The organism is Paenibacillus taihuensis, from assembly GCF_003386535.1.
GTDB lineage: Bacteria > Bacillota > Bacilli > Paenibacillales > Paenibacillaceae > Paenibacillus_Z > Paenibacillus_Z taihuensis.
In genome coordinates this window covers 40,129-63,420 of sequence record NZ_QTTN01000002.1, presented here as the reverse complement: position 1 = coordinate 63,420, position 23,292 = coordinate 40,129, and the positions used below count along the sequence as shown (strand labels likewise).

The 23,292-nt window shown below is 52.4% G+C and carries 22 protein-coding genes and 1 other annotated feature; of the genes, 21 read left to right on the top strand and 1 reads right to left on the bottom strand.

Features of this window, described 5'->3' with window-relative positions; all coding sequences use genetic code 11:
• Positions 1–6 precede the first annotated feature (6 nt).
• The 11 genes from A8990_RS02455 (at position 7) to A8990_RS02405 (ending at position 10,461) form a co-directional block, all read left to right on the top strand.
• A complete protein-coding gene (locus tag A8990_RS02455) occupies positions 7–1,224 on the top strand; it encodes a hypothetical protein (protein ID WP_116187436.1) in 1,218 nt (405 codons plus the stop codon).
• Positions 1,225–1,387: 163 nt separating this feature from the next.
• A complete protein-coding gene (sigG, locus tag A8990_RS02450) occupies positions 1,388–2,170 on the top strand; it encodes an RNA polymerase sporulation sigma factor SigG (protein ID WP_090573745.1) in 783 nt (260 codons plus the stop codon).
• Between the two features lie 167 nt (positions 2,171–2,337).
• On the top strand, positions 2,338–2,613 hold the full coding sequence (locus tag A8990_RS02445) for a YlmC/YmxH family sporulation protein (protein ID WP_116187435.1): 276 nt from the start codon (positions 2,338–2,340) through the stop codon (positions 2,611–2,613).
• Positions 2,614–2,739: 126 nt separating this feature from the next.
• Complete coding sequence (gene pgeF, locus A8990_RS02440; protein WP_245995818.1) at positions 2,740–3,621, top strand: peptidoglycan editing factor PgeF; 882 nt, start codon at positions 2,740–2,742, stop codon at positions 3,619–3,621.
• 2 nt (positions 3,622–3,623) lie between these two features.
• Entirely contained in the window at positions 3,624–4,346 is a 723-nt protein-coding gene (locus A8990_RS02435; protein WP_116187434.1) for a YggS family pyridoxal phosphate-dependent enzyme, read from the top strand.
• A 42-nt stretch (positions 4,347–4,388) separates the two neighbouring features.
• On the top strand, positions 4,389–4,838 hold the full coding sequence (locus tag A8990_RS02430) for a cell division protein SepF (protein WP_245995817.1): 450 nt from the start codon (positions 4,389–4,391) through the stop codon (positions 4,836–4,838).
• Between the two features lie 7 nt (positions 4,839–4,845).
• On the top strand, positions 4,846–5,109 hold the full coding sequence (locus tag A8990_RS02425; RefSeq protein ID WP_281272476.1) for a YggT family protein: 264 nt from the start codon (positions 4,846–4,848) through the stop codon (positions 5,107–5,109).
• Complete coding sequence (locus tag A8990_RS02420) at positions 5,106–5,888, top strand: YlmH family RNA-binding protein (RefSeq protein ID WP_116187433.1); 783 nt, start codon at positions 5,106–5,108, stop codon at positions 5,886–5,888. The genes A8990_RS02425 and A8990_RS02420 overlap by 4 nt, the downstream gene beginning before the upstream one ends.
• A 111-nt stretch (positions 5,889–5,999) precedes the next feature.
• Positions 6,000–6,500, top strand: a complete 501-nt coding sequence (locus A8990_RS02415) for a DivIVA domain-containing protein (RefSeq protein WP_116187432.1) — start codon at positions 6,000–6,002, stop codon at positions 6,498–6,500.
• Positions 6,501–6,568: 68 nt separating this feature from the next.
• Positions 6,569–6,840: a binding site (T-box leader), on the top strand.
• Positions 6,841–6,892: 52 nt separating this feature from the next.
• Complete coding sequence (gene ileS, locus A8990_RS02410; protein WP_116187431.1) at positions 6,893–9,988, top strand: isoleucine--tRNA ligase; 3,096 nt, start codon at positions 6,893–6,895, stop codon at positions 9,986–9,988.
• A 128-nt stretch (positions 9,989–10,116) separates the two neighbouring features.
• Positions 10,117–10,461: a DUF5665 domain-containing protein gene (locus A8990_RS02405; protein WP_116187430.1), complete on the top strand. Its 345-nt coding sequence runs from the start codon at positions 10,117–10,119 to the stop codon at positions 10,459–10,461.
• A gap of 44 nt (positions 10,462–10,505) precedes the next feature.
• On the opposite strand, the gene A8990_RS02400 is transcribed toward A8990_RS02405, so the two are convergent.
• Positions 10,506–11,222, bottom strand: a complete 717-nt coding sequence (locus tag A8990_RS02400) for a TraR/DksA C4-type zinc finger protein (RefSeq protein WP_116187615.1) — start codon at positions 11,220–11,222, stop codon at positions 10,506–10,508.
• A 194-nt stretch (positions 11,223–11,416) separates the two neighbouring features.
• Between A8990_RS02400 and lspA the strand changes: the two genes are divergently transcribed.
• From lspA to pyrE, 10 genes are all read left to right on the top strand, one after another.
• Positions 11,417–11,956: a signal peptidase II gene (lspA, locus tag A8990_RS02395; RefSeq protein ID WP_116187429.1), complete on the top strand. Its 540-nt coding sequence runs from the start codon at positions 11,417–11,419 to the stop codon at positions 11,954–11,956.
• Positions 11,889–12,872 carry an RluA family pseudouridine synthase gene (locus A8990_RS02390; RefSeq protein ID WP_116187428.1) on the top strand — a complete coding sequence of 328 codons (984 nt, stop codon included), beginning with the start codon at positions 11,889–11,891 and terminating at the stop codon, positions 12,870–12,872. Before lspA ends, A8990_RS02390 begins: the two co-directional genes overlap by 68 nt.
• A gap of 110 nt (positions 12,873–12,982) precedes the next feature.
• The gene (locus A8990_RS02385; protein ID WP_116187427.1) at positions 12,983–14,218 is read left to right on the top strand and encodes an LL-diaminopimelate aminotransferase; all 1,236 of its coding nucleotides are present in this window, start codon (positions 12,983–12,985) and stop codon (positions 14,216–14,218) included.
• A 295-nt stretch (positions 14,219–14,513) separates the two neighbouring features.
• The gene (pyrR, locus tag A8990_RS02380) at positions 14,514–15,047 is read left to right on the top strand and encodes a bifunctional pyr operon transcriptional regulator/uracil phosphoribosyltransferase PyrR (protein ID WP_116187426.1); all 534 of its coding nucleotides are present in this window, start codon (positions 14,514–14,516) and stop codon (positions 15,045–15,047) included.
• Between the two features lie 18 nt (positions 15,048–15,065).
• On the top strand, positions 15,066–15,971 hold the full coding sequence (locus A8990_RS02375) for an aspartate carbamoyltransferase catalytic subunit (RefSeq protein ID WP_116187425.1): 906 nt from the start codon (positions 15,066–15,068) through the stop codon (positions 15,969–15,971).
• Between the two features lie 68 nt (positions 15,972–16,039).
• Positions 16,040–17,329, top strand: a complete 1,290-nt coding sequence (locus A8990_RS02370; protein WP_116187424.1) for a dihydroorotase — start codon at positions 16,040–16,042, stop codon at positions 17,327–17,329.
• Between the two features lie 98 nt (positions 17,330–17,427).
• The gene (carA, locus tag A8990_RS02365; RefSeq protein WP_116187423.1) at positions 17,428–18,573 is read left to right on the top strand and encodes a glutamine-hydrolyzing carbamoyl-phosphate synthase small subunit; all 1,146 of its coding nucleotides are present in this window, start codon (positions 17,428–17,430) and stop codon (positions 18,571–18,573) included.
• Entirely contained in the window at positions 18,560–21,781 is a 3,222-nt protein-coding gene (gene carB / locus A8990_RS02360; protein WP_116187422.1) for a carbamoyl-phosphate synthase large subunit, read from the top strand. Before carA ends, carB begins: the two co-directional genes overlap by 14 nt.
• Before the next feature lie 101 nt (positions 21,782–21,882).
• Positions 21,883–22,614: an orotidine-5'-phosphate decarboxylase gene (pyrF, locus tag A8990_RS02355; RefSeq protein WP_116187421.1), complete on the top strand. Its 732-nt coding sequence runs from the start codon at positions 21,883–21,885 to the stop codon at positions 22,612–22,614.
• Positions 22,615–23,259: an orotate phosphoribosyltransferase gene (gene pyrE, locus A8990_RS02350; RefSeq protein WP_116187420.1), complete on the top strand. Its 645-nt coding sequence runs from the start codon at positions 22,615–22,617 to the stop codon at positions 23,257–23,259.
• The last annotated feature ends 33 nt before the right edge of the window (positions 23,260–23,292 follow it).

Genomic DNA, 23,292 nt, shown 5'->3' with positions numbered 1-23,292 from the left:
CAACGAATGAAACGCTATTGGTTCTCCATTCTGCTCGTCGTCTTCATCATAGGGTGTGTGAGCACGTACTATGTGTCGGCGGCTGCAAGGAGCTTTCCGGAATATAAGCTTCTAACCGTTTCCGGTGATGACAACGAGGCGAAAGCGGTCGTACTTGAAGCAGATTCGAAGAAAGACGGTAGGCTTGAGATTACTGCGAAGGGAAGCCTGTATTTCCAAGAAAGATCGTTCTTTGACTCATTCCTCTCGAATGAGATGTTCAAGTACAGCCCTGAACTGCAGTTGATGATGAAAAAACACAAAAACTTCATGCGCGGGAAGAAAACGTACAACGGTTTCTATCAAGACGGGCAGGTGCTGGCATATGCCGACGTGAAAAGCGGCAACGATTATAATAATCGGAATTACAAATTGAACGTATCCGTACTGGACTTGAAAACGAAGGACAAAACGAGCTTTACAGCAGCGCTGCCGAAGCAGGAGCTGTACAGCTGGGTCAATACAGCCGATGTCCAGGTAAAAGGACAAACGCTGCATCTCATTACCTACAATATGAACAAAGCGGTTGCCAACGATCCAAATCGGCAGGCACAGGAGATTCATGATTATACGATCGACTTGAGCAACAAGAGCATCGCGGATGACCGTGTATTGTTTGCTGAAGAGCGGACGGATGATGGAAAAGTAATCAGCTACAATATCATTCCGTCCTCGCAAATTACAGCTCCTTCGGAATCGCTTGTGTACCAGCAGACGACTTTGAAAGTCGCTAAAGATAAAGATGGCAACGAGTTTACGCCAAGCATGGAGCAAGTGATCTATACGTACAACCTGGAAACAGGAAAATCGCAGGAAGTACCGGCTTTCAAATCGCACAGCAGCGCTGATTCTGCTCAGTCAGAAGCCATGCAAGTCTTCTTCTCAGGCGGTCAGATTGTAGAGGTTCGCGGAGACGAAGCGGGAACAACGATAAACCTATACGGCATGAAAGACCAAGCAATACGAAACTTCACCATTCCAACAGGACCGGCTGCGAACACCCTTGTCTATGGCGACCGATTGTATATGACAAGTAAAGACGGCGACGCGATGAAACTGTATATTGCCGATCTGAAGCAAGGCAAGGTTATTTACACCGGCGCAATAGATATTAATGAGCAAAGCGCGAAGCGAACAGAGCTTCTGAAACAGCTCCATGTGTATTCGATGTATCTTGCAAAATAAAATAAACCGTTAACGCAAGCCCCCGGCAGACAGCCAGGGGCTTGTTTGCGTTTTCATTGCAGAGCAGTTCTGCGACTAATGTTTCTTCTTGTCGAACCTAAGAATAAATTGGGGGGGCAAGGAGATACTGAACATTAATGTTTCTCCTTGGGAGGTAATCACGTTGACCCGAAACAAAGTCGAGATTTGTGGAGTGGATACCGCGAAACTGCCCGTCCTCACGAATGCGGAAATGCGCGAGCTGTTTACCGCATTGCAAACACAAAATGAGTGGGCAGCAAGAGAGAAATTAGTCAATGGCAACTTGAGACTCGTGCTTAGTGTGATTCAACGGTTTAACAACCGTGGGGAATTCGTCGACGATTTATTCCAAGTCGGCTGCATCGGCCTCATGAAAGCAATCGACAATTTCGATCTCAGTCAGAATGTTAAGTTTTCGACCTATGCTGTTCCGATGATTATCGGCGAAATCCGCCGTTACTTAAGGGATAACAACCCGATTCGCGTATCGCGCAGCTTGCGGGATATAGCGTATAAGGCACTGCAGGTGCGCGACAGCTTAACAAACAAAAACTCAAGGGAGCCGACGATTTTTGAAATTTCCGAAGCGCTGAACGTTCCGAAAGAGGATGTCGTCTTTGCGCTTGATGCCATTCAAGACCCGGTATCATTGTTCGAACCGATTTATCATGATGGGGGAGATCCCATCTATGTTATGGATCAAATTAGCGATGATAAAAACAAGGATGTATCGTGGATCGAGGAAATTGCGCTGAGAGAAGCGATGCACAAGTTAAATGAACGCGAAAAAATGATTCTGTCCATGCGTTTCTTCGAAGGGAAAACCCAGATGGAAGTTGCCGACGAGATCGGCATTTCACAAGCACAAGTGTCCCGACTGGAGAAGTCAGCCATACAGCAGATGCAGAAGCATGTTAAAACTTAAAACTTAATAGACCATATGCGAAAACGGCGCCAAGAGCGCCGTTTTTTTATTGCGCGGAAGCTTATTTACTGCCAAGCAGGACATTTTGCCCAGTAGGCACATATAGTAATATCAGAGGCTTTTTTCTGGTGAATCCAGCCCTATTGGAAGCGTGGTGAACGGTGAGTATGAAAATTTCGGATTTTCAAACGAAAGACGTCATTAACATTGTGGACGGCCGTAAGCTTGGGCAGGTTAGCGATTTGGAGCTGGATTTGCGGCAAGGACGGATCGATTCGATCGTCGTTCCGAATTATTCCCGTTTCTTCGGATTGTTCGGCGGCGGTACCGATGTCATTATCCCTTGGCGGAACATTGTGAAGATCGGAACGGATGTCGTGCTTGTACGTATTGATGATGCGAAGGTGTACCGTGCGGAAGAGGAAGACGTGCAGGTACGTTAGTCAAAGCAATCAAAACAATCAAAGCAATCAAAGACTAAAGTCAGGCAGCCTTCCGAATGGGCCATGGTGCTCGCATGGAGGGCTGCTTGCATGGTAAACTGATTTTTGAGGTGAGACAAGACAATTATGGAACCATTTGTACAAATGAGTACTTCACAGTCAGAGTCAGGATCAGAGGAACATACAGCGAAGAAGCCTTCGCTTTTTATATTGTCTAATTGGACGAATCAGTTCGAAGGATTGACGGCAGGCTTCACAGGCCGAAGCGGCGGCGTAAGCACTGCGCCTTGGGGATCGCTCAACTGCGGGCTGCATGTTGGCGACGCCGACGAGCATGTCATTCGCAACCGTGAGCTCATTGCAGAAACGCTTGGCTGGCCGTTTGAGGCATGGACTTGCGCAGAACAGATACATGGCAGCCATGTGCATGTTGTCCGTGAGGAAGACAGAGGCAAAGGCAAGGAAAGCCGTTCTAGTGCGCTGCAAGATACGGATGCACTCATTACGGATCAGAAGAATGTGCTGCTGACCTCGTTCTATGCAGATTGCGTGCCGCTCTATTTTTACGATCCTGTACGGGAGGTCGTTGCGCTGGCACATGCGGGCTGGAAAGGTACGGTGCTCGAAATTGCGCGCAAGACGACCCAAACGATGACGTCGAATTTCGGCTGCGATCCTGCCACAATTCGCGGTGCGATCGGTCCGTCGATCGACATTTGCTGCTACGAGGTCGACGACGTCGTTCTTGACCGGGTGAAGCCGATCATTCAGGCGCTGAATCTCGATGAATCTGCGCTGGTACATCCGACCACTGCAGGAAAAGCTCGGATAAACTTGAAAGAATTGAACCGACAGATTATGATAAAAGCAGGAATTTTGCCGAGCCATATCGAATGTTCAGAGTGGTGTACCGGCTGCTCCACGACGCACTTCTACTCACACCGAATGGAAGGCGGAGCTACTGGAAGAATGGCAAGCTGGATCGGCATGAGAGAAGGAGTTTTGTAGGCGTGACCTTATTGCAACGAATTGAACATGTAGAGCAGCAGCTCGCTCAGGCTTGTGCCAGAAGCGGCAGATCGCGCTCGGAGATTGAACTTATCGCCGTCACGAAGTATGTTGGCGTCGAACTAACGCAGCAAGTGCTTGGAGCGGGCCTCGTTCATCTGGGCGAGAATCGCTGGCAGGATGCTTCGGACAAGTGGAACGCAATAACTGGGACGAACTGGGACAGCAGTACGGACCATTCGCCGGCTGGACAAGCCGTATGGCATTTTATCGGATCGCTTCAAACGAACAAAGTCAAAGATGTCGTCGGGAAATTCACATACATACACTCATTGGACCGGCTATCGCTCGTACAGGCAATTGAAAGACGTGCAGAGCAGTTGGGTATTGTCGTACCTTGCTTTATTCAGGTGAACGTATCCGGGGAAGAGAGCAAGCACGGACTGCAGCCGGAGGAGCTTGGAAGCTTCGTTAAAGAGCTGGCCGCTTATTCACACATCAAGGTTGCCGGTTTGATGACGATGGCGCCGCTGGACAGCGATGGCGAGCAGTCGCGTCCCGTATTTCGCGGTTTAAGACAGCTCAGAGATGAATTGAATGAGAGCGCCATTCTTCGGGAGCCGATTACAGGCCTGTCGATGGGCATGTCCGGTGACTTCGAGGTAGCTGTAGAAGAAGGCGCAACATGGCTAAGACTTGGAACGGTACTTGTCGGGAAGAGCTAGGGGAAACCTTTCATAAACTGAAGAGAAAGTGGGCGATTCGAAATGATGAACAAGTTCATGAATTTTCTCGGCTTGCAGGACGAAGAAGAAGTTGTAGAACGCGAGCGAATTGATAATCATGAAGAACAAGAAGTTGAAACTTCTGCATTCGAAGCACGTAAACAGACTGCAAAGGGTAATAATATCGTCAGCATTCATTCGCAGAAAAATGTCCGTGTCATTCTGAATGAGCCGCGTTCCTACGAGGAAGCGCAAGAAATTGCCGACCATCTTCGTTCACGCCGTTCGGTCGTTGTCAATTTGCAGCGCGTGCGCTCGGATCAGGCGGTGCGTATCGTTGACTTCTTGAGCGGTACGATCTACGCGCTGAACGGCGGCATTTCGAAAGTCGGTCCGAATATTTTTTTGTGCACTCCGGACACAGTGGAGATTCAAGGCGCGATATCCGAGATGCTGGTCGACGAACAAGATTACAACAAAAAGATGAGGTGACCGTAAGTTGGACATTGCAAACCTGGTTTTAACACTATCCCAAATTTACACGTATATGATTATCGCATACGTCCTGCTTTCCTGGCTGCCTAGCTTGCGCGAAAGCTTTATCGGCGAGCTGCTTGGCAAGCTAGTTGAGCCCTATCTCGCGCCATTCCGCAGATTTATTCCGTCCATTGGCGGCGTAATCGATATCTCTCCGATCGTAGCGCTGTTCGCACTGCGTTTCGTAGCACTTGGTTTGATTTCGGTTATCGATATGATCGTATGAAGAACGAAATCTACGTTCACTTCCATCCGGATGAGCGTGCTTTCGTTGACCGGGCTGAAGAGTGGATCGAACGAGCTGCGAATTTGCACGAAGTGAAGAAGACTGATTTTCTAGATCCGAGACAAGCGGAGATTGTAACTTCGCTTGTGAACCGGAATCCGGCGGTGCAAGTCAAGCTGTTCGGCGGGTATGAAGGCGCTGAGCGCAGTCGAGCCATTATCGCGCCGGACTACCGTTATCTTGACGATGAGCCGGAAGGTATCGCATTGATCGAAGTATCGGGCGATACGCAGGGTCATCTCGAGCTCGACCACGGCGATTATCTTGGCGCCTTGCTCGGACTCGGCATTAAGCGCGATCGAATCGGTGATTTGCATATCCATGAAGACAAGTGCCACTGCCTCGTCTTGGAGGAGATCGCCGATTACATCAACATTCATTTGCGACAAGTCCACCGCGTTCACGTCCTGACGGAAATATTGCCGCTTGCGAAGCTGCAACCGGCAGTGTCTGCTATGGAGGAGATGAACTTGTCGGTGGCTTCTTTGCGTCTTGACGGTATCGCAAGCGACGTTCACCGGATTAGCCGGACGAAGATCGTCGATCCGATTCGTGCTGGCAGATGCCGAGTTAATTGGAGAGTGGAAGAGGATCCGTCCACTCCGCTGAAGGAAGGCGACGTCGTCTCGATGCAAGGTCTTGGCCGTTTCAAGGTGCTTGTTGTTGAAGGATTAACGAAAAAGGGCAGAGTAAGAGTCAAAATCGGCAAATTTATCTAAGTATTTGCAGGAAATTGGCTTCACTTGTCGAAATGAGAAGATAAACTTATTCTGGAAGGATTAAACGTCCTCACGTTTTCTCCCCTTCGATAACAATCAGGAGGTGCGCCAATGCCGCTCACGCCATTGGACATACATAACAAGGAATTTGGCAGACGTCTTCGCGGATACGACGAGGATGAAGTGAATGAGTTTCTCGATCAAGTCATCAAAGACTATGAAGCGCTCATTCGCGAGAACAAAGAGATCCAGAACCAGGCACTCGCCCTGCAGGAGAAGCTGAACCACTTCGCGAACATTGAAGAGACGCTGAGCAAGACGATTATCGTCGCGCAAGAAGCGGCTGATGAAGTGCGGGGCAACGCGAAGAAGGAAGCGCAGCTCATCGTGAAAGAAGCGGAGAAGAACGCGGATCGTATCATTAACGAATCGCTTAACAAATCCCGCAAAATTGCGCTGGAGGTTGAAGAGCTGAGAAAGCAAGCTTCGATCTACCGCGCAAGATTCCGGACGCTCGTGGAAGCGCAGCTTGATCTGCTCAGCCATGACAGCTGGGATTCGCTTGAAGGGCACGCACCGGCCATTGCTCCGGAAATTGTACGCGGCATTTAAAAATGTACCGTTATGCGTTTGACATTTGTATTGGAATGGCGTATAAATGGTAATAATCAATCTATATACGTATTTCGTTGACGAGAACGAGTACGCAAGCGGATAGCTCCACAGAGAGCCGGTCTATGCTGAAAGCCGGTGAGCTGATGCTTGCAGAATATCATCTCCGAGAAGCGATGCCGAACCTTATGGATGCCATAAGCAGTAAGCGTCAGCCGGACGTCCACCGTTAGAGGGAACTCGGATGCATGCATCCGTGACGAAGGTGCCAAGCGAGCGGGCTTTTATTTGCGTAGCTTGGAATTAGGGTGGTAACGCGAGCACAAGTCTCGTCCCTTGATGGGGGCGGGGCTTTTTTATTTTTTCTGAATGAGGGAAAGGGGATTGATGAGATGCAACGCGTCGACGTGAAAGAGAAGGCAAGAAGCCGCGACATGCGTGTCCTGGCGAAGTGGAAAGAGGAAGATACGTTCAAGCAATCGATCGTAAATCGGGAGGGTAAGCCGAATTTCGTATTCTACGAGGGCCCGCCGACAGCGAACGGTGCACCGCACATCGGGCACGTGCTTGGCCGTGTTATCAAGGACTTCATCTGCCGCTACAAAACGATGGACGGCTACCGCGTAGTGCGTAAAGCAGGCTGGGATACACACGGTTTGCCGGTCGAGCTGGGTGTTGAGAAGCAGCTCGGCATCTCCGGCAAGCAAGAGATCGAGAATTATGGCGTAGAAGCATTCATCAACAAATGTAAAAACAGCGTATTCGAGTACGAGCGTCAATGGCGCGAGCTGACTGAAGCAATTGCGTACTGGACGAATATGGACGATCCGTACATTACCCTGAATAACAACTATATCGAGAGCGTATGGCAAATCCTCTCGACTATCCATGGCAAAGGGCTGTTGTACCGCGGTCACCGCGTAAGCCCGTACTGCCCTTGCTGCCAAACCACATTGAGCTCGCACGAAGTAGCGCAAGGCTACGAAGATGTGAAGGATCTCAGTGCAACGGTGAAGTTCAAGCTTGTCGATTCGAACGAGTCGGTGCTGGCATGGACGACAACGCCTTGGACGCTTCCAGCGAACGTGGCGCTCGCCGTTAACCCGAATCTGGAGTATGTCCGCGTCACGCAAAACGGTGAAGTGTTCATCGTGGCTAAAGCGCTCGTCGAGAGCGTCATGAAAGGCGAGTACGAGGTAGGAGAGTCGCTGAAGGGCGAGGAGCTGCTTGGCAAGAAGTATCAGCCGCCGTTCAAATATGCGGACGTTGAGAACGGTCACTTCATCATCCCTGGCGATTTCGTCAGCGATACAAGCGGTACAGGTATCGTTCATATCGCACCAGCTCACGGTGATGATGACTATAAAGTTGCTCGTGCGAACGGCGTAAGCTTCTTGAACGTTGTAGACGGAGCAGGCCGCTACGTGGATGCAGTAACCGATCTTGCCGGTCGTTTCGTTAAAGAGTGCGATGTTGACATCGTGAAAATGCTTAGCGAGCGCGGATTGCTCTTCTCCAAAGAGCGTTATGAGCACAGCTATCCGTTCTGCTGGCGTTGTAAGACACCACTGATCTACTATGCGACAGACAGCTGGTTCATCGAGACGACGGCTGTGAAGGATCAACTGATCGCGAACAACAGCGGCGTGGAATGGTACCCGGGCCACATCCGTGAAGGCCGCTTCGGCAAATTCCTTGAAGATCTCGTAGATTGGAACATCAGCCGTAACCGCTACTGGGGTACGCCGCTGAACGTTTGGATCTGCGACAGCTGCGGCGGTCAGCATTCGCCAGGCAGCAGAGCGGATCTCGTCGCGCGATCGACGACGCCGATCTCGGAAGATATCGAGCTGCATAAGCCATACGTGGATGAAGTGAAGCTGCACTGTCCGCACTGCGAAGGCGGCGTAATGACAAGAACGTCCGAGGTTGTCGACGTTTGGTTCGACAGCGGCTCGATGCCGTTCGCGCAGTATCACCACCCGTTCGAGAATGAGCAGACGTTCGCCGAGCAATATCCGGCTGACATCATCTGCGAAGGGATCGACCAGACGCGCGGCTGGTTCTTCAGCTTGCTGGCGGTTTCGACGCTCTATAACGGCAAGGCGCCGTACAAAGCCGTTATCTCGACAGGCCACATCCTCGATGAGAACGGCCAGAAGATGTCGAAGTCGAAGGGCAACGTCATCGACCCGTGGGAAATCATCGGCGAGTACGGCACAGATGCATTCCGCTGGGCGCTTCTTGCAGACAGCGCGCCATGGAACAGCAAACGTTTCTCCCGCGGCATCGTAGGTGAAGCGAAGTCGAAAGTCATCGATACGATCGTGAATACGCACGCGTTCTTCGCGCTGTATGCTTCGATCGACGGCTACGACCCAGCTACTCAGCCGGCTCGTGTATCCGAGAATCAGCTGGACCGCTGGATCGTATCGCGACTGAACAGCCTTGAGGTTCAAGTGAATAAGAGCTTGACGAACTATGACTTCTTGAATGCAGCCAAAGGCATTGAAGTATTCGTAGACGAGATGAGCAACTGGTACATCCGCCGTTCGCGTGACCGTTTCTGGGGCAGCGGTTTGACTGATGATAAGCTTGATGCTTACGGCACTTTGCGCAGAGTATTGCTGACATTGTCCCGCCTGATCGCGCCATTCGCACCGCTTCTTGCTGAGGACGTGTACACGAACCTTGGCGATGGCAGCAGCGTGCATCTGGCTGACTATCCGAAAGCGAATGAAGCAGCAATTGACGAGAAGCTTGAGCGCGATATGGAAACAGCGAGACAGATCGTTGAGCTGGCGCGTAACGTTCGTAACGAGACGGGCATCAAGACGCGTCAACCGCTATCTGAGCTGATCGTCGCGCTTGATAACGAGTTTGACTTGGCAGCTTACGAGGATATCATAAAGGATGAAATCAACGTAAAAGCAATCACGATTGCAAGCGGCGACAGCGGCTTCGTTGACTTCACATTCAAGCTGAACCTCAAAGTAGCGGGCAAGAAGTACGGCAAGCATGTCGGTCCGATCCAAGGCTACCTGAAGTCCCTCACAGCGCAGCAAACAAGCGAGATCGTGAAGGCTGGCGTACTGACATTCAAGTCGCCAGAAGGCGAGAGCCTCGACATCACGCTTGATGAGCTGCTTGTGGAGAAGCAAGCGAAGTCCGGTTTCGCTTCGGCATCCGGCTATCAGCTGACCGTTGCGATCAACACCGACATTACGCCTGAGCTGGAGCAAGAAGGTCTTGTTCGAGAAGTGATCCGCGCGGTTCAGGATACACGCAAGAAGCTCGACCTGCCTATCGAATTGCGGATTGACCTTGTGCTTGACGTAGATGCTGAGCTGCAAGCGGCACTTACTGCATTCGAAGCTGTTCTGTTCGAGAACGTGCTGCTGAAGAGCGTGGAGTATGCGAAGTCGGGCGATATGGAACGCGTATCGCTTGGCGACCGCGAGATTGGAATTTCGATTGTAAGGGTATAGTAACCTCATAGCTGCAAACAACACGAACGCCCATGCACATAAGCGCGGGGCGAGCGGCAATTGCCGCTTGTCTCATCGCCGTGCATGGGCATTGTTTGTGCCCACAGCCCTGGGAGGGATATATATCCATGTCTACGACTGTGAAGGATGATAATCAGGACCGTGATCTGAAAGGCGTTCGCCATTCCATCGATGCGTTGGAGAAACGGCTGCAGAAGGTCGCGAGCGAAATGGAACGATCGCAAATCGCCGATTATGTGCTGCTGCTTAACCGGCCATTTTCGCTCATGTGGCGCAATCTGCTTGGTGGTATATCGCGCGGCATCGGCACTGCGATCGGATTCACTTTCTTCGCCGGAACGATTCTGTACGTGCTTCAGTTGCTCGGAGCCCTCAATTTGCCCATTATCGGGGATTACATTGCCGATATTGTGCGTATTGTCCAGCATCAGCTGGAAGGCAAAACTTACTGATCTTCTTTATCCTTCGGCAACCTTCGGCGATCCGCTGGCATTATTTATTCCAGCGCATGATCGCCTTCTTCATGCTCCATATAGTCGTAATACTGTTTGTTGCGGACGACACTGACATGCTTGCCAGTAATATCGGTAGCGAGGAAGCTCTCGAGCGTCTCGACATAGCCGTCGGCTTCATCAGCTTCGATGCCAACTTCCTCGTAACGCTGAACATCCCGATTTTCCGACATGGCGGGTGAATCGGAATTGCCGAATGACTCGACGATTTGCCAAGCATCCTCGCCGTCGAAGCCGTTATAGCCGTCCTCATGATCATCCATGCTCGTTCTGCCGAACGGAGGGTAGAGGAACTGCTCTTCCACTGGGCGACGATCAGACACGTCCTGACGAGGCGAATGTACCGTGCAATATAGCGTGTCAGGCAGCGCCTGCAGCCGCGCGTACGGAATTTGCTCGCCGCAGGTCCGGCATTGCCCATAGGAGCCATTATCCATCGCTTCAAGCGCTGAATTGATCCGGTTTAAGTGAAGCTCTTCCTGCTCATGAAGCGCTATGTCTTTGCCGCGCTCGTACGTTTCTGTAGCCGCATCGCCAGGATGGTTATCATAGGAGGATAGATCACCTGAATAATCTTTGTATGAGTTGGCCAAGCCGTAATGATCGCTGCTTGCCAAACGCTGTTCGATGGCTGCTTTCTCCACGACAAGGCTGCTGCGCAAATTGCGAAGCTGGGTGTTCGTTAAGTTCGGGTTCGTCATCAGTGCAAGCCCTCTTTTCGTCTTAGCTTGGTAATAATGCTTAAGCTGCTGCTTCGTGACGATAGTTTCTGCACTGAGCGCCATTTTTAGAGACGGGCATTCATGGATACACTGGCAGAAGGGGCTGAGGTCCATGCCCCTAGTCTGCAATAGCCTTCATATGCTACAATGTTGGGGACAAGGGGGCATATGCTGTGAAATATTACTATTATTGGCTTGCAGTATTCGTATTCGTAGTGGACTATTTGAGCAAAAAATGGATTGAGCACAGCGTAACGCTCGGTGAGCAAAAACATGTAATCGGAGATTTCTTCGTCATTACGTCCGTCCGAAATAAAGGCGCGGCGTTCAGTATTTTGCAGAATCAGCGCTTGTTCTTCGTTGCCATTACAATTGTCGTTGTGGTCGGCATCATATGGTACATATTGAAAATTCGCAATTCCGGCAGAGCTTTGCTGCTTGCTGGCCTTGGCATGGTCCTTGGCGGCGCACTAGGCAATTTCCTGGAACGTGCTCTATATGGCCAAGTAGTCGATTTTCTGCAATTCACATTCGGCAGCTATGTGTTCCCGATCTTTAACCTGGCGGACTCCGGTATTTTTGTCGGCGTCGTCCTAATCCTGTTGGATGCGTTTATTACATCGAAGAAAGAGAACGGAGATTCGAATGACCGAAAAGAACGAGATGGACAAGATGAACTTAATGGACAACAAGGAACTCAATTTATTCAATGAGGAGCCGCTCGCATTCACGGTGGACGAGAATGAAGCCGGCGAGCGACTTGATAAATATGTGACGGAGAGTCTGGAGGAGGGCGCCGTATCCCGCACGCAGGTGCAGGATTGGATTAAGAACGGAGCCGTGCTCGTCAATGGACGTGCCGTCAAAGCGAATTACAAACTAGCCGTGGCCGATCTGGTCACGGTTATTATCCCTGAACCGGAGGCTGCGGTCATTGAGGCGCAGCCGATCCCGCTCGATGTGGTGTACGAGGACAGCGATGTCATCGTCATCAACAAACCGCGCGGCATGGTCGTACATCCAGCGCCGGGCCACTATTCCGGCACGGTCGTCAATGCGCTCATGTACCATTGTAAGGACCTCTCCGGAATCAATGGCGTGCTGCGTCCGGGCATTGTGCATCGTATTGATAAGGACACTTCGGGACTGCTGATGGCGGCGAAGAACGATCTTGCACATTCGTCGCTAGCCGCACAGCTCAAGGAGCACAGCGTTACGCGCAAGTATATCGCGCTCGTACACGGCAATATGCCGCATGAGCATGGAACAGTCGATGCGCCTATCGGCAGAGATCCGAAGGATCGCAAGCTGTTCACGGTCATACACAAAGGCAGCAAGGAGGCCGTAACCCATTTTCAAGTGGTGGAACGGTTCGGCGACTATACGCTGCTCGAGCTGAAGCTGGAGACAGGCCGCACGCATCAAATCCGCGTACATATGAAATATATCGGGCATCCTCTTGCAGGTGATCCGATCTACGGCCGCAACAAGACGATTGGACTGAAGGGGCAAGCGCTGCATGCAGCAGTTCTTGGCTTTGTCCATCCACGATCCGGCGAGTACCTGGAATTCGAAGCGCCAATTCCGCCTGATATGGAGCATGAACTCGTGATTCTAAGGCAGCGCTAACTGTAGATTAGTGCAAACTTTTCGCCATTTTCTTTATGTGGCTAACCGCATCCGATACGCTATGATGGAACCAAATTGGAATAAGTGAAACGAAGGGTGAGGAAAAGTCCATGACGCAAATTAATCAAAACTATACACAGCTGCAAGGCAGCTACTTGTTCTCTGAAATCGCAAAACGCCGTACGAAATTCATTCAAGACAACCCGAACGCTCAAATCATCAGCCTAGGCATTGGCGACGTAACGCGCGGCCTTCCGGATGCGATTACGAAGGCGATGCACGCAGCGGTGGACGAGCTTGCGAATCCATCTACGTTCCGCGGTTACGGTCCCGAGCAAGGTTACGACTTCTTGATCAACGACATCATCAATAACGATTACAAAGCGCGCGGCATCGACATCGGGACGAACGAAGTGTTCGTGAGCGATGGCTCGAAGTGCGACGTTGGTAACATCCAAGAGATTTTCAGCGAGAATGCGGTAGTAGCCGTGCAAGACCCGGTGTACCCGGTTTATGTCGATACGAACGTTATGGCTGGCCGCTCCGGCAAGTTCAACAAAGAAACGAACCAATACGAGAACATCGTTTACTTGAAGTGCGATGCTTCCAACAACTTCACGCCAAGCCTGCCGGACCGCAAAGTAGACCTTATCTACCTTTGCTACCCGAACAACCCGACTGGTATGACACTGTCGAAGGAAGAGCTGAAGCGCTGGGTTGATTTTGCAAAAGCGAACGACTGCATCATCCTCTACGATTCGGCGTACGAAGCCTTCATCCAAGAAGCAGACGTACCGCGCAGTATCTATGAGATCGAAGGCGCGAAGGAAGTTGCCATCGAATTCCGAAGCTTCTCGAAGACAGCCGGCTTCACAGGCGTACGCTGCGCATACACGGTTGTCCCTCGCGAGCTGAAAGCGAAGGATGCAGACGGCAACGTATTGCTCGTGAACGATCTGTGGAACCGCCGCCACACGACGAAGTTCAACGGCGTATCTTATGTAACGCAACGCGGCGCATCGGCGATCTACACGCCTGAAGGCAAAGCGCAAATCGCTTCCATCATCGACTACTACATGACGAACGCAGGCATCATCCGCGACGGTCTCGCTTCTCTTGGTCTTGAAGTATTCGGCGGCGTGAACGCGCCTTACATCTGGCTCAAGACGCCTAACGGCCTTGATTCCTGGGCATTCTTCGACAAGCTTCTGTCGGAAGCGAACATTGTCGGAACGCCGGGTGTCGGCTTCGGTCAAGCAGGCCAGGGCTACTTCCGCTTGACGGCCTTCGGAAGCCGCGAGAATACGGAAAAAGCGGTTGAACGGATCACGAAATTGTCGCTGTAACCATAGAAGAAATCAGTCTTGACAGGCATGTTTCGACATGAGATAATTCTTCTAATGAACAGCAGTACCTTTAATTCAGTCCAGAGAGGCTGGCAAGGTAACGTGATTCGCTGATTCAACCTATAGCAGGACAATCCTAGCCGCTCGCGTGCGTACGCGTTAGCGGGGCTTGCCTTAACAACCTATAGATTGGACAACGGCGTAAACAGTTAAACTCCTTGCGAACTCTCGCAAGGAGTTTTTTTTGTGCCCAGCCAGTAGTTATCCCGTGATAAGCCAGGAGGAATGGATCCAGATGGATGAACAGCATCGCATCATTATGGACGAAGCGGCCATTCGGCGCGCATTAACGCGAATTGCGCACGAAATTGTCGAGAAGAACAAAGGCATTGACAATTGTGTGCTCGTCGGAATCCGGACACGGGGCATCTACTTAGCGAGACGGGTAGCCGAGCGGATTCGCGAAATTGAAGGAACACCGGTAGAAGTACAAGAGCTCGACATTACTTCGTACCGCGACGATCGGGAAGCAGGCATATCGAAAGCGTCGATTGGCAATGCGATGACCGTGAACGTGAAGAACAAACGAGTGATTTTGTTCGATGATGTACTCTTCACGGGGCGGACGATTCGCGCAGCGATGGACGCGCTGATGGATTGCGGCAGACCGCAGCTGATTCAGCTGGCGGTGCTCGTAGACCGAGGCAACCGAGAGCTGCCGATTAGGCCTGATTACGTCGGCAAGAACGTACCGACCTCGAAGCTTGAACAAATTGAGGTGTCCCTCCAGGAAGTGGACGAGAACGAACAAGTAACCATCATCCATTAGAAGGGGGAAGCTTTGAACATGACGATGAATGCAACAGCTGTGAAGCAGAGAAGCTTGTTCGGACTGAAGGACCTTAGCCAAGAAGAAATTACTTCGATTCTTGATCGGGCGGCATATTGGGAAGCAAGCTCGAACAAGCTAAATCCGGTGCTGCATGAGAAATTTGTAGCGAATATGTTTTTTGAGAATTCTACAAGAACGAGATTCTCCTTCGAAGTGGCAGAGAAACGGCTTGGCGCGCAAGTGCTCAACTTCTCGGCAGCCGTATCGAGTGTCCAGAAAGGTGAATCGATCTATGATACGGTCCGTACGCTGGAGTCGATGGGCATTGATGCCGGAATTATCCGCTTGAAGCCGAACGGCGTGCTGGCTGAGCTTGGTGAGAAGATCAAAGTACCGCTCATCAACGCAGGCGATGGCAATAACGAGCATCCCACACAAGGACTGCTCGACATATACACGATGCGGAAGCATTTTGGAGCATTGAAAGGGCTCACGGTTACGATAATCGGCGATGTGCTTCACAGCCGCGTAGCACGATCGAACCTCTACGCTCTGCAGAAGTTTGGCGCGAACGTGCAGTTCTGCTCGCCAGATAATCTGAGAGCGCCGGAGCTGAACGCACCTTATGTCTCGATGGAAGAGGCGCTTCGCTCGGACGTTGTTATGATGCTGCGTGTCCAGCTCGAACGCCACGAAGGCGGCATGATGGGACCGGCAGAAGCTTACCGCGAACAGTTCGGCTTAACCGAAGAGCGGGCAGCAACAATCGCACCGCATGCGATCATTATGCACCCGGCACCGATCAACCGCGGCGTTGAGATCGATGATGCAGTCATCGAAAGCCCGCAATCGCGCATCTTCCCGCAAATGGAGAACGGCGTACCGATCCGAATGGCTGTTATTGAACGGGCGCTAGCCTAACAGCTGAGCTGGCACCCGGCACAGATGATCATCAACTAACTACAGCATGATAAAGGAGACGAACCTATATGGCATTATGGATACTTAACGGTCTCGTATGGGACGGACAGACAGGTGAAGCGACTCGCAAGCATGTACGCGTAGAGAATGGCCTCATCGATGTCATTCAAGATGCAGAAGCAGCGGGTCCTGACACGGCGGGCCACGATACGATCGATGCGAATGGCAAATTGATCTCCGCAGGCTTCATCGACATGCACGTTCACTTGCGTGAACCTGGCTTTGAATATAAAGAAGACATCGCGAGCGGTACTCGCTCGGCGGCACAAGGCGGTTTCACAACGATCGCATGTATGCCGAACACGCGTCCAGTAACAGACACGCCTGAAACGGTCCGCTACATACTGGATAAAGCGGCAACTGCGGGCATCGTCAACGTACTGCCCTATGCGGCGATCACGAAGAACGAGCTCGGCCGTGAGCTGACGGACTTCGCGGCTCTGAAGGAAGCGGGCGCAATCGGCTTCACAGACGACGGCGTAGGCGTTCAGAACGCTCAGATGATGAAGGATGCGATGAACCTCGCGGCTTCGATGAACATGCCGGTAATCGCACACTGCGAAGATGACTCGCTCGTAGTCGGCGCGGCTGTAACCGATGGCAAGTTCGCGAAAGAGAATGGCCTGAAGGGCATTCCGAACGAATCCGAAGCGATCCACGTCGGACGCGACATTCTCCTCGCGGAAGCGACAGGCGTTCACTACCACGTCTGCCACGTAAGCACAGAGCAGTCCGTGCGCTTGATTCGGATGGCGAAGCAGATCGGCATTAAAGTAACGGCAGAGGTTTGTCCGCACCACTTGATTCTGTCGGATGAAGATATCCCGAGCATGGATGCCAACTGGAAAATGAACCCGCCGCTTCGTTCGCCTCGCGACGTGCAGGCCGTCATTGAAGGACTGGAAGACGGTACGCTCGACATGATCGTAACGGACCATGCGCCGCATAGCCAAGAAGAGAAAGCGAAGGGCATGCAGCTGGCGCCATTCGGCATCGTAGGTTTCGAAACAGCTTTCCCGCTTATGTACACGAAGTTCGTTCGCACAGGCAAATGGACGCTCGGCTTCCTGCTGAAGCGAATGACTGAAGATCCTGCTCGCGTGTTCGGCCTGAAGAGCGGCGTACTGAAAGCAGGCGCACCGGCCGATATCACAATCGTTGATCTGGAGAACGAGCGTGAAGTGAATCCGGAAAGCTTCGCTTCGAAAGGCAGAAACACACCGTTCGGCGGCTGGAAGCTGCATGGCTGGCCGGTTGCAACAATCGTGAATGGGAACGTCGTTTGGTCGGAACTGTAAGCTTAGACACTTATTAGATAGAGAGCTCGATAACGACGCGGATGCTTCCGCAGCTGATGGCTGGAAGCTTTCGCAACTAACTTTTAGGAGTGATACGGATGCAAGCTAGATTGTTGTTGGAAGACGGCACACTGTTTACAGGACTCGGCTTTGGCGCTGAGGGACAATCCACGGGTGAGGTCGTATTTAATACCGGGATTACAGGCTACCAAGAGGTGCTTTCTGATCCGTCCTACTGCGGACAGATCGTGACAATGACCTATCCGCTGATCGGAAACTACGGCATTACGCGCGACGATTTTGAAGCGGTTCGCCCTTATATTCACGGGTTCGTCGTTCGTCGTCATGAGCCGGTGCCAAGCAACTGGAGAGCGGAGTACACGCTTGACCGCCTGCTGAAAGAATACGGCATTATCGGGATCAGCGATATCGATACACGGATGCTGACTCGTAAGCTGCGTCACTTCGGTACGATGAAGGGCATTCTGTCGACGGGCTCCGAGCGCGTTGAGGAGCTTGCAGAGCGTCTGAACGTCTCGCAGCTTATGCGCGATCAAGTCGCACGCACATCGACGAAGAGCATCTTCTCGAGCCCTGGCGACCGCGAGCGTATCGTACTGGTCGACTACGGCGCGAAGAGCGGTATTCTCCGCGAGCTGACGAAGCGCGGCTGCGACGTTGTCGTCGTTCCGCATGACACGACTGCGGATCAAATCCGCCGCCTGAACCCGGACGGCATTCAATTGTCGAACGGCCCTGGCGACCCGAAGGATGTACCGCATGCTGTGAAAATGATTCAAGAGCTGCTCGGCGAATACCCAATCTTTGGTATCTGCCTTGGTCACCAGCTGTTCGCACTCGCTTGCGGCGCTGACACGGCGAAGCTGAAGTTCGGCCACCGCGGCGGCAACCATCCGGTGAAGGAGCTGGCTACCGGCCGCTGCTACATCACAAGCCAAAACCACGGCTACACCGTTGTTGAAGAGTCTGTTGCGGGTACGAAGCTGGAAGTATCGCATATTAACAACAACGACCGCACGATCGAAGGCCTTAAGCACGCTGAATTCCCGGCGTTCTCGGTTCAATATCACCCGGAAGCTGCACCAGGACCATTCGATTCGAGCTACCTGTTCGATGAATTCCTGGACATGATCCGCACACATAAAAGAAACAACCCGCAAAAACCGCGTCAAGCTGAGCTTGCTGCATCATTGAGAGGAGAGCTGCAATATGCCCAGAAATAATAAGCTGAAAAAAATTCTCGTTATCGGATCCGGCCCAATCGTCATCGGGCAAGCAGCTGAGTTTGACTACGCTGGCACGCAAGCTTGCCAAGCGCTCAAAGAAGAAGGCTACGAGGTTGTGCTGATCAACAGCAACCCGGCTACAATCATGACGGACACGAACATGGCTGATAAAGTATACATCGAGCCAATCACGCTTGAATTCGTAACCCAAATCATCCGCCAAGAGCGTCCGGATGGCTTGCTGCCGACACTCGGCGGACAAACAGGCCTGAACATGGCAGTCGCACTGGCGCGCGCAGGCGTGTTGGAAGCCGAGAACGTGCAATTGCTCGGTACGCAGCTGATGGCAATCGAGAAGGCGGAAGACCGCGACTTGTTCCGCGATCTGATGCGCGAGTTGGAGCAGCCGGTACCTGATTCGGTCATCGTAACGACGGTGCAGGAAGCGGTTGATTTTGCAAATGAAATCGGCTATCCGATCATCGTTCGTCCGGCGTACACACTGGGCGGTACAGGCGGCGGTATCTGTGCGAACGAGGCGGAATTGCTTGAAACGGTTGCTTCCGGTATTCGTTACAGCCCGATTGGCCAGTGCTTGATCGAGAAATCGATCGCAGGCATGAAGGAAGTCGAATATGAAGTTATGCGCGATGCGAACGACAACTGTATCGTCGTTTGTAACATGGAGAACTTCGACCCGGTTGGCGTACACACAGGCGACTCCATTGTAGTAGCGCCAAGCCAAACGCTGTCCGACCGCGAATACCAAATGCTTCGTTCGGCATCGCTCAAGATTATCCGTGCGCTGAACATCGAAGGCGGCTGTAACGTCCAGTACGCGCTTGACCCGCACAGCTACCAATACTATGTTATCGAGGTTAACCCGCGCGTAAGCCGCTCCTCGGCGCTTGCATCGAAGGCGACAGGCTACCCGATCGCGAAGATGGCTGCGAAGATCGCGGTTGGTTATTCGCTTGATGAGCTCGTGAACCCGGTTACGGGTCAAACTTATGCTATGTTCGAGCCAACGCTGGACTACATCGTATCGAAAATCCCGCGCTGGCCGTTCGATAAATTCACAACTGCGAACCGTAAGCTGGGCACGCAGATGAAAGCAACGGGCGAGGTTATGGCGATCGGCCGTACATTCGAGGAATCGATGCACAAAGCGGTTCGTTCCCTTGAAATCGGCACGCACCGTTTCCACCTGAAAGAAGCAGTAGAACTGAGCGAAGATACGCTTCGCCTGCGTCTGCAGAAGCCGGATGACGAGCGCATGTTCCTCGTTGCGGAAGCGTTCCGCCGCGGTTACGCGCTGCAAGAAATCCAAGATCTGACGAAGATCGACTGGTGGTTCCTCGACAAGATCGAAGGAATCGTCGCATTCGAAGCAGAGCTACGCGCTGCATCTGTTCTAAGCAAAGAGCAGCTGTACGCTGCGAAGCGCAAAGGCTTCTCGGATCGCTCCATCGCGGAAATTCGCCGCGAAGGCAACCACACGACGATGATCGACGAGTACGAGATTCGCAAATTCCGCTTGGAGCAAGGTCTTAAACCGGTTTACAAAATGGTTGATACTTGCGCGGCGGAGTTCGAAGCAACGACTCCGTACTACTACTCGACGTACGAGACAGAGAACGAAGTAACGGAATCGAGCAAAGAGAAAGTACTCGTACTTGGCTCCGGTCCAATCCGTATCGGTCAAGGTATCGAGTTCGACTACTCGACTGTACACGCGGTATGGGCAATACAGAAGGCGGGCTACGAAGCGGTTATCATCAACAATAACCCAGAGACAGTCTCGACTGACTTCAGCACTTCCGACCGTCTATACTTCGAGCCGCTCTTCTTCGAAGACGTGATGAACGTAATCGAGCAAGAGAAGCCAATCGGCGTTATCGTACAATTCGGCGGCCAAACAGCAATCAACCTGGCTGCACCGCTGACGAAAGCAGGCGTGCGTATCCTGGGCTCCAGCCTGGAAAGCATCGACGCTGCCGAAGACCGCAAGAAATTCGAAGCACTTCTGAATGAGCTGAACATTAAGCAGCCGAAGGGCAAAACAGTAACGTCCGTTGACGAAGCGGTTGAAGCTGCAGCAGGCCTTGGCTATCCGGTGCTTGTTCGTCCATCGTACGTCCTTGGCGGACGCGCAATGGAGATCGTATACTCCGACGAAGAATTGCTGACATACATGGTGCAAGCGGTAAAAATCAACCCTGAGCATCCGGTTCTGATCGACCGCTACATGCTTGGCAAAGAGGCGGAAGTTGACGCAATCTGCGACGGCGAGACGGTTCTTATCCCAGGCATCATGGAGCATGTCGAGCGTGCCGGCGTTCACTCCGGCGATTCGATCGCGGTTTACCCGCCGCAATCGATCTCGAAGGAATTGCAGCAGAAGATGGTTGAGATCACGGACAAAATCGCTCGCGGCCTGAACGTAATCGGTCTGGTGAACATCCAGTTCGTCATCTTCCAAGACGAAGTGTACGTCATCGAGGTTAACCCGCGTTCCTCGCGTACAGTACCGTTCTTGAGCAAAGTAACGAACATTCCGATGGCGAACCTGGCTACGCAAGCGATTCTCGGCACGAAGCTTTCGAGCCTTGGATACGAGAGCGGCCTGTGGCCGGAAGACGAGTATGTATCGGTTAAAGTGCCGGTGTTCTCGTTCGCGAAACTCCGCCGCGTCGACCCAACGTTGACGCCAGAGATGAAATCGACGGGCGAAGTTATGGGCCGCGACATGCACTATGCGAAAGCTCTGTACAAAGGCTTGGTTGGTGCAGGCATGCGCATCCCGCCAACAGGCTCGATCATCGCTACGGTATCCGACAAAGACAAGCCGGAAGCGATCGAGATTCTGCGCGGCTTCTACGAGCTCGGCTACAATATCGTGGCAACGGGCGGCACAGCGACAGCGCTTGAAGAGGCTGGCCTGCGCGTACAACGCGTGAACAAGCTGAGCGAAGGCTCGCCGAACATCCTGGATCTGATCCGCGAGAACCAAGCGCACTTCGTCGTAAATACACTGACGAAGGGCAAGACGCCTGAGCGTGACGGCTTCCGTATCCGCCGTGAAGCAGTAGAGAACGGCGTAGTATGTATGACATCGCTCGATACAGTTCGCGCATTGCTGAATATGCTTGAAGCGATCAACTTCGCTTCGCGCCCAATGCCGGTATTGGCTCAGCAGAAATAGCATTACAGCCTTAAGTGGCTGCGAAAGCCTGCCTCCAAGCAGGCTTTCGCCATGCATCCATGCATCTATGTTTGTATCGAGAAAGGTGGCACGCAGAGAGAATGAATCTAACGAGAGAACAAGCAGCTGGCCGCATTATGGTCGCGCTCGATTATCCAGATGCGGCAGCGGCAGAAGCGCTGGTGCAAAGCTTGGAAGGAATTCCTTGTTACATGAAGGTGGGCATGCAGCTGTATTACGCAGCTGGTCCAGCATTCGTCAGAAGCTTGAAGGAACGCGGCTACAAAGTGTTCCTCGATCTGAAGATGCATGACATCCCGAATACGGTCAAAGGCGGCGCGAACAGCATTACGAAGCTCGGTGTCGACGTATTCAACGTTCATGCAGCCGGCGGCGTCGACATGATGAAGGCAGCGATGGAAGGCGTTGAACAAGCGCTTGCGGCAGATCCGTCGCTAGAGCGGCCGCTGGTCATCGCGGTTACGCAGCTGACAAGCACTAGCCAGACGGTGCTGAACGAAGAGATCGGCATTAGCGGCTCGGTGCAGGATGCGGTTGTGCGATATGCGCAATTGACGAAGCAGGCCGGACTAGGCGGCGTCGTTGCTTCACCGCAGGAAGTAGAGCTGATCAAATCAGCTTGCAGCGCTGAATTCCGCACCATTACGCCAGGCATCCGTCCGGCAGGTGCCGAAGTGAACGACCAGACACGCATTATGACACCGCGCCAAGCGATTGAAACCGGAACGGACTATATGGTAATCGGCCGCCCGATTACAGCGGCAGCTGATCCGCGAGCAGCATTACAATCCATCATCGAGGAGCTGATTTAGTTGACTACAACACTTGCACAACTACCAAGAGAAATCGCAAACGGACTGCTGAGTATCAACGCGGTCGCGCTTCGCCCGAATGAGCCTTTCACATGGACAAGCGGGATGAAATCCCCGATTTATTGCGATAACCGTCTGACGATGTCTTATCCGGAAATTCGCGAGCTGATCGCAGAAGGCTTCGCGACCATTATCCGCGAGCAATTCCCGGATTGCGAAGCTGTAGCCGGCATCGCAACCGGCGGTATCCCGCATGCGGCATGGGTCGCGCAGAAGCTGAACCTGCCAATGCTGTACGTGCGTGACAAAGCGAAGGGTCATGGCAAAACCAATCAAATCGAAGGTCACTTCAAAGCTGGCCAGAAGGTTGTCCTGATTGAGGATCTAATCTCCACAGGCGGCAGCTCGCTGAAGGCAGCTGTAGCCGTTCGTGAAGCAGGCTGCGAGGTGCAAGGCGTCGTGGCGATCTTCACGTACCAGTTCCCGCAAGCGGCAGCAGCTTTCGAGCAAGAGGGTGTTCCGCTCGCAACGCTGTCGAACTACACGGCGCTAATCGAAGTGGCTGCGGAGAAGGGCATCGTTCAGAACAGCGACGTTGCACTGCTGCAATCGTGGCGCGAGAACCCGCAGGCGTTCGGCGTATAGAAAGTTTAAAAGATCTGAAGCGGATATGAAGCT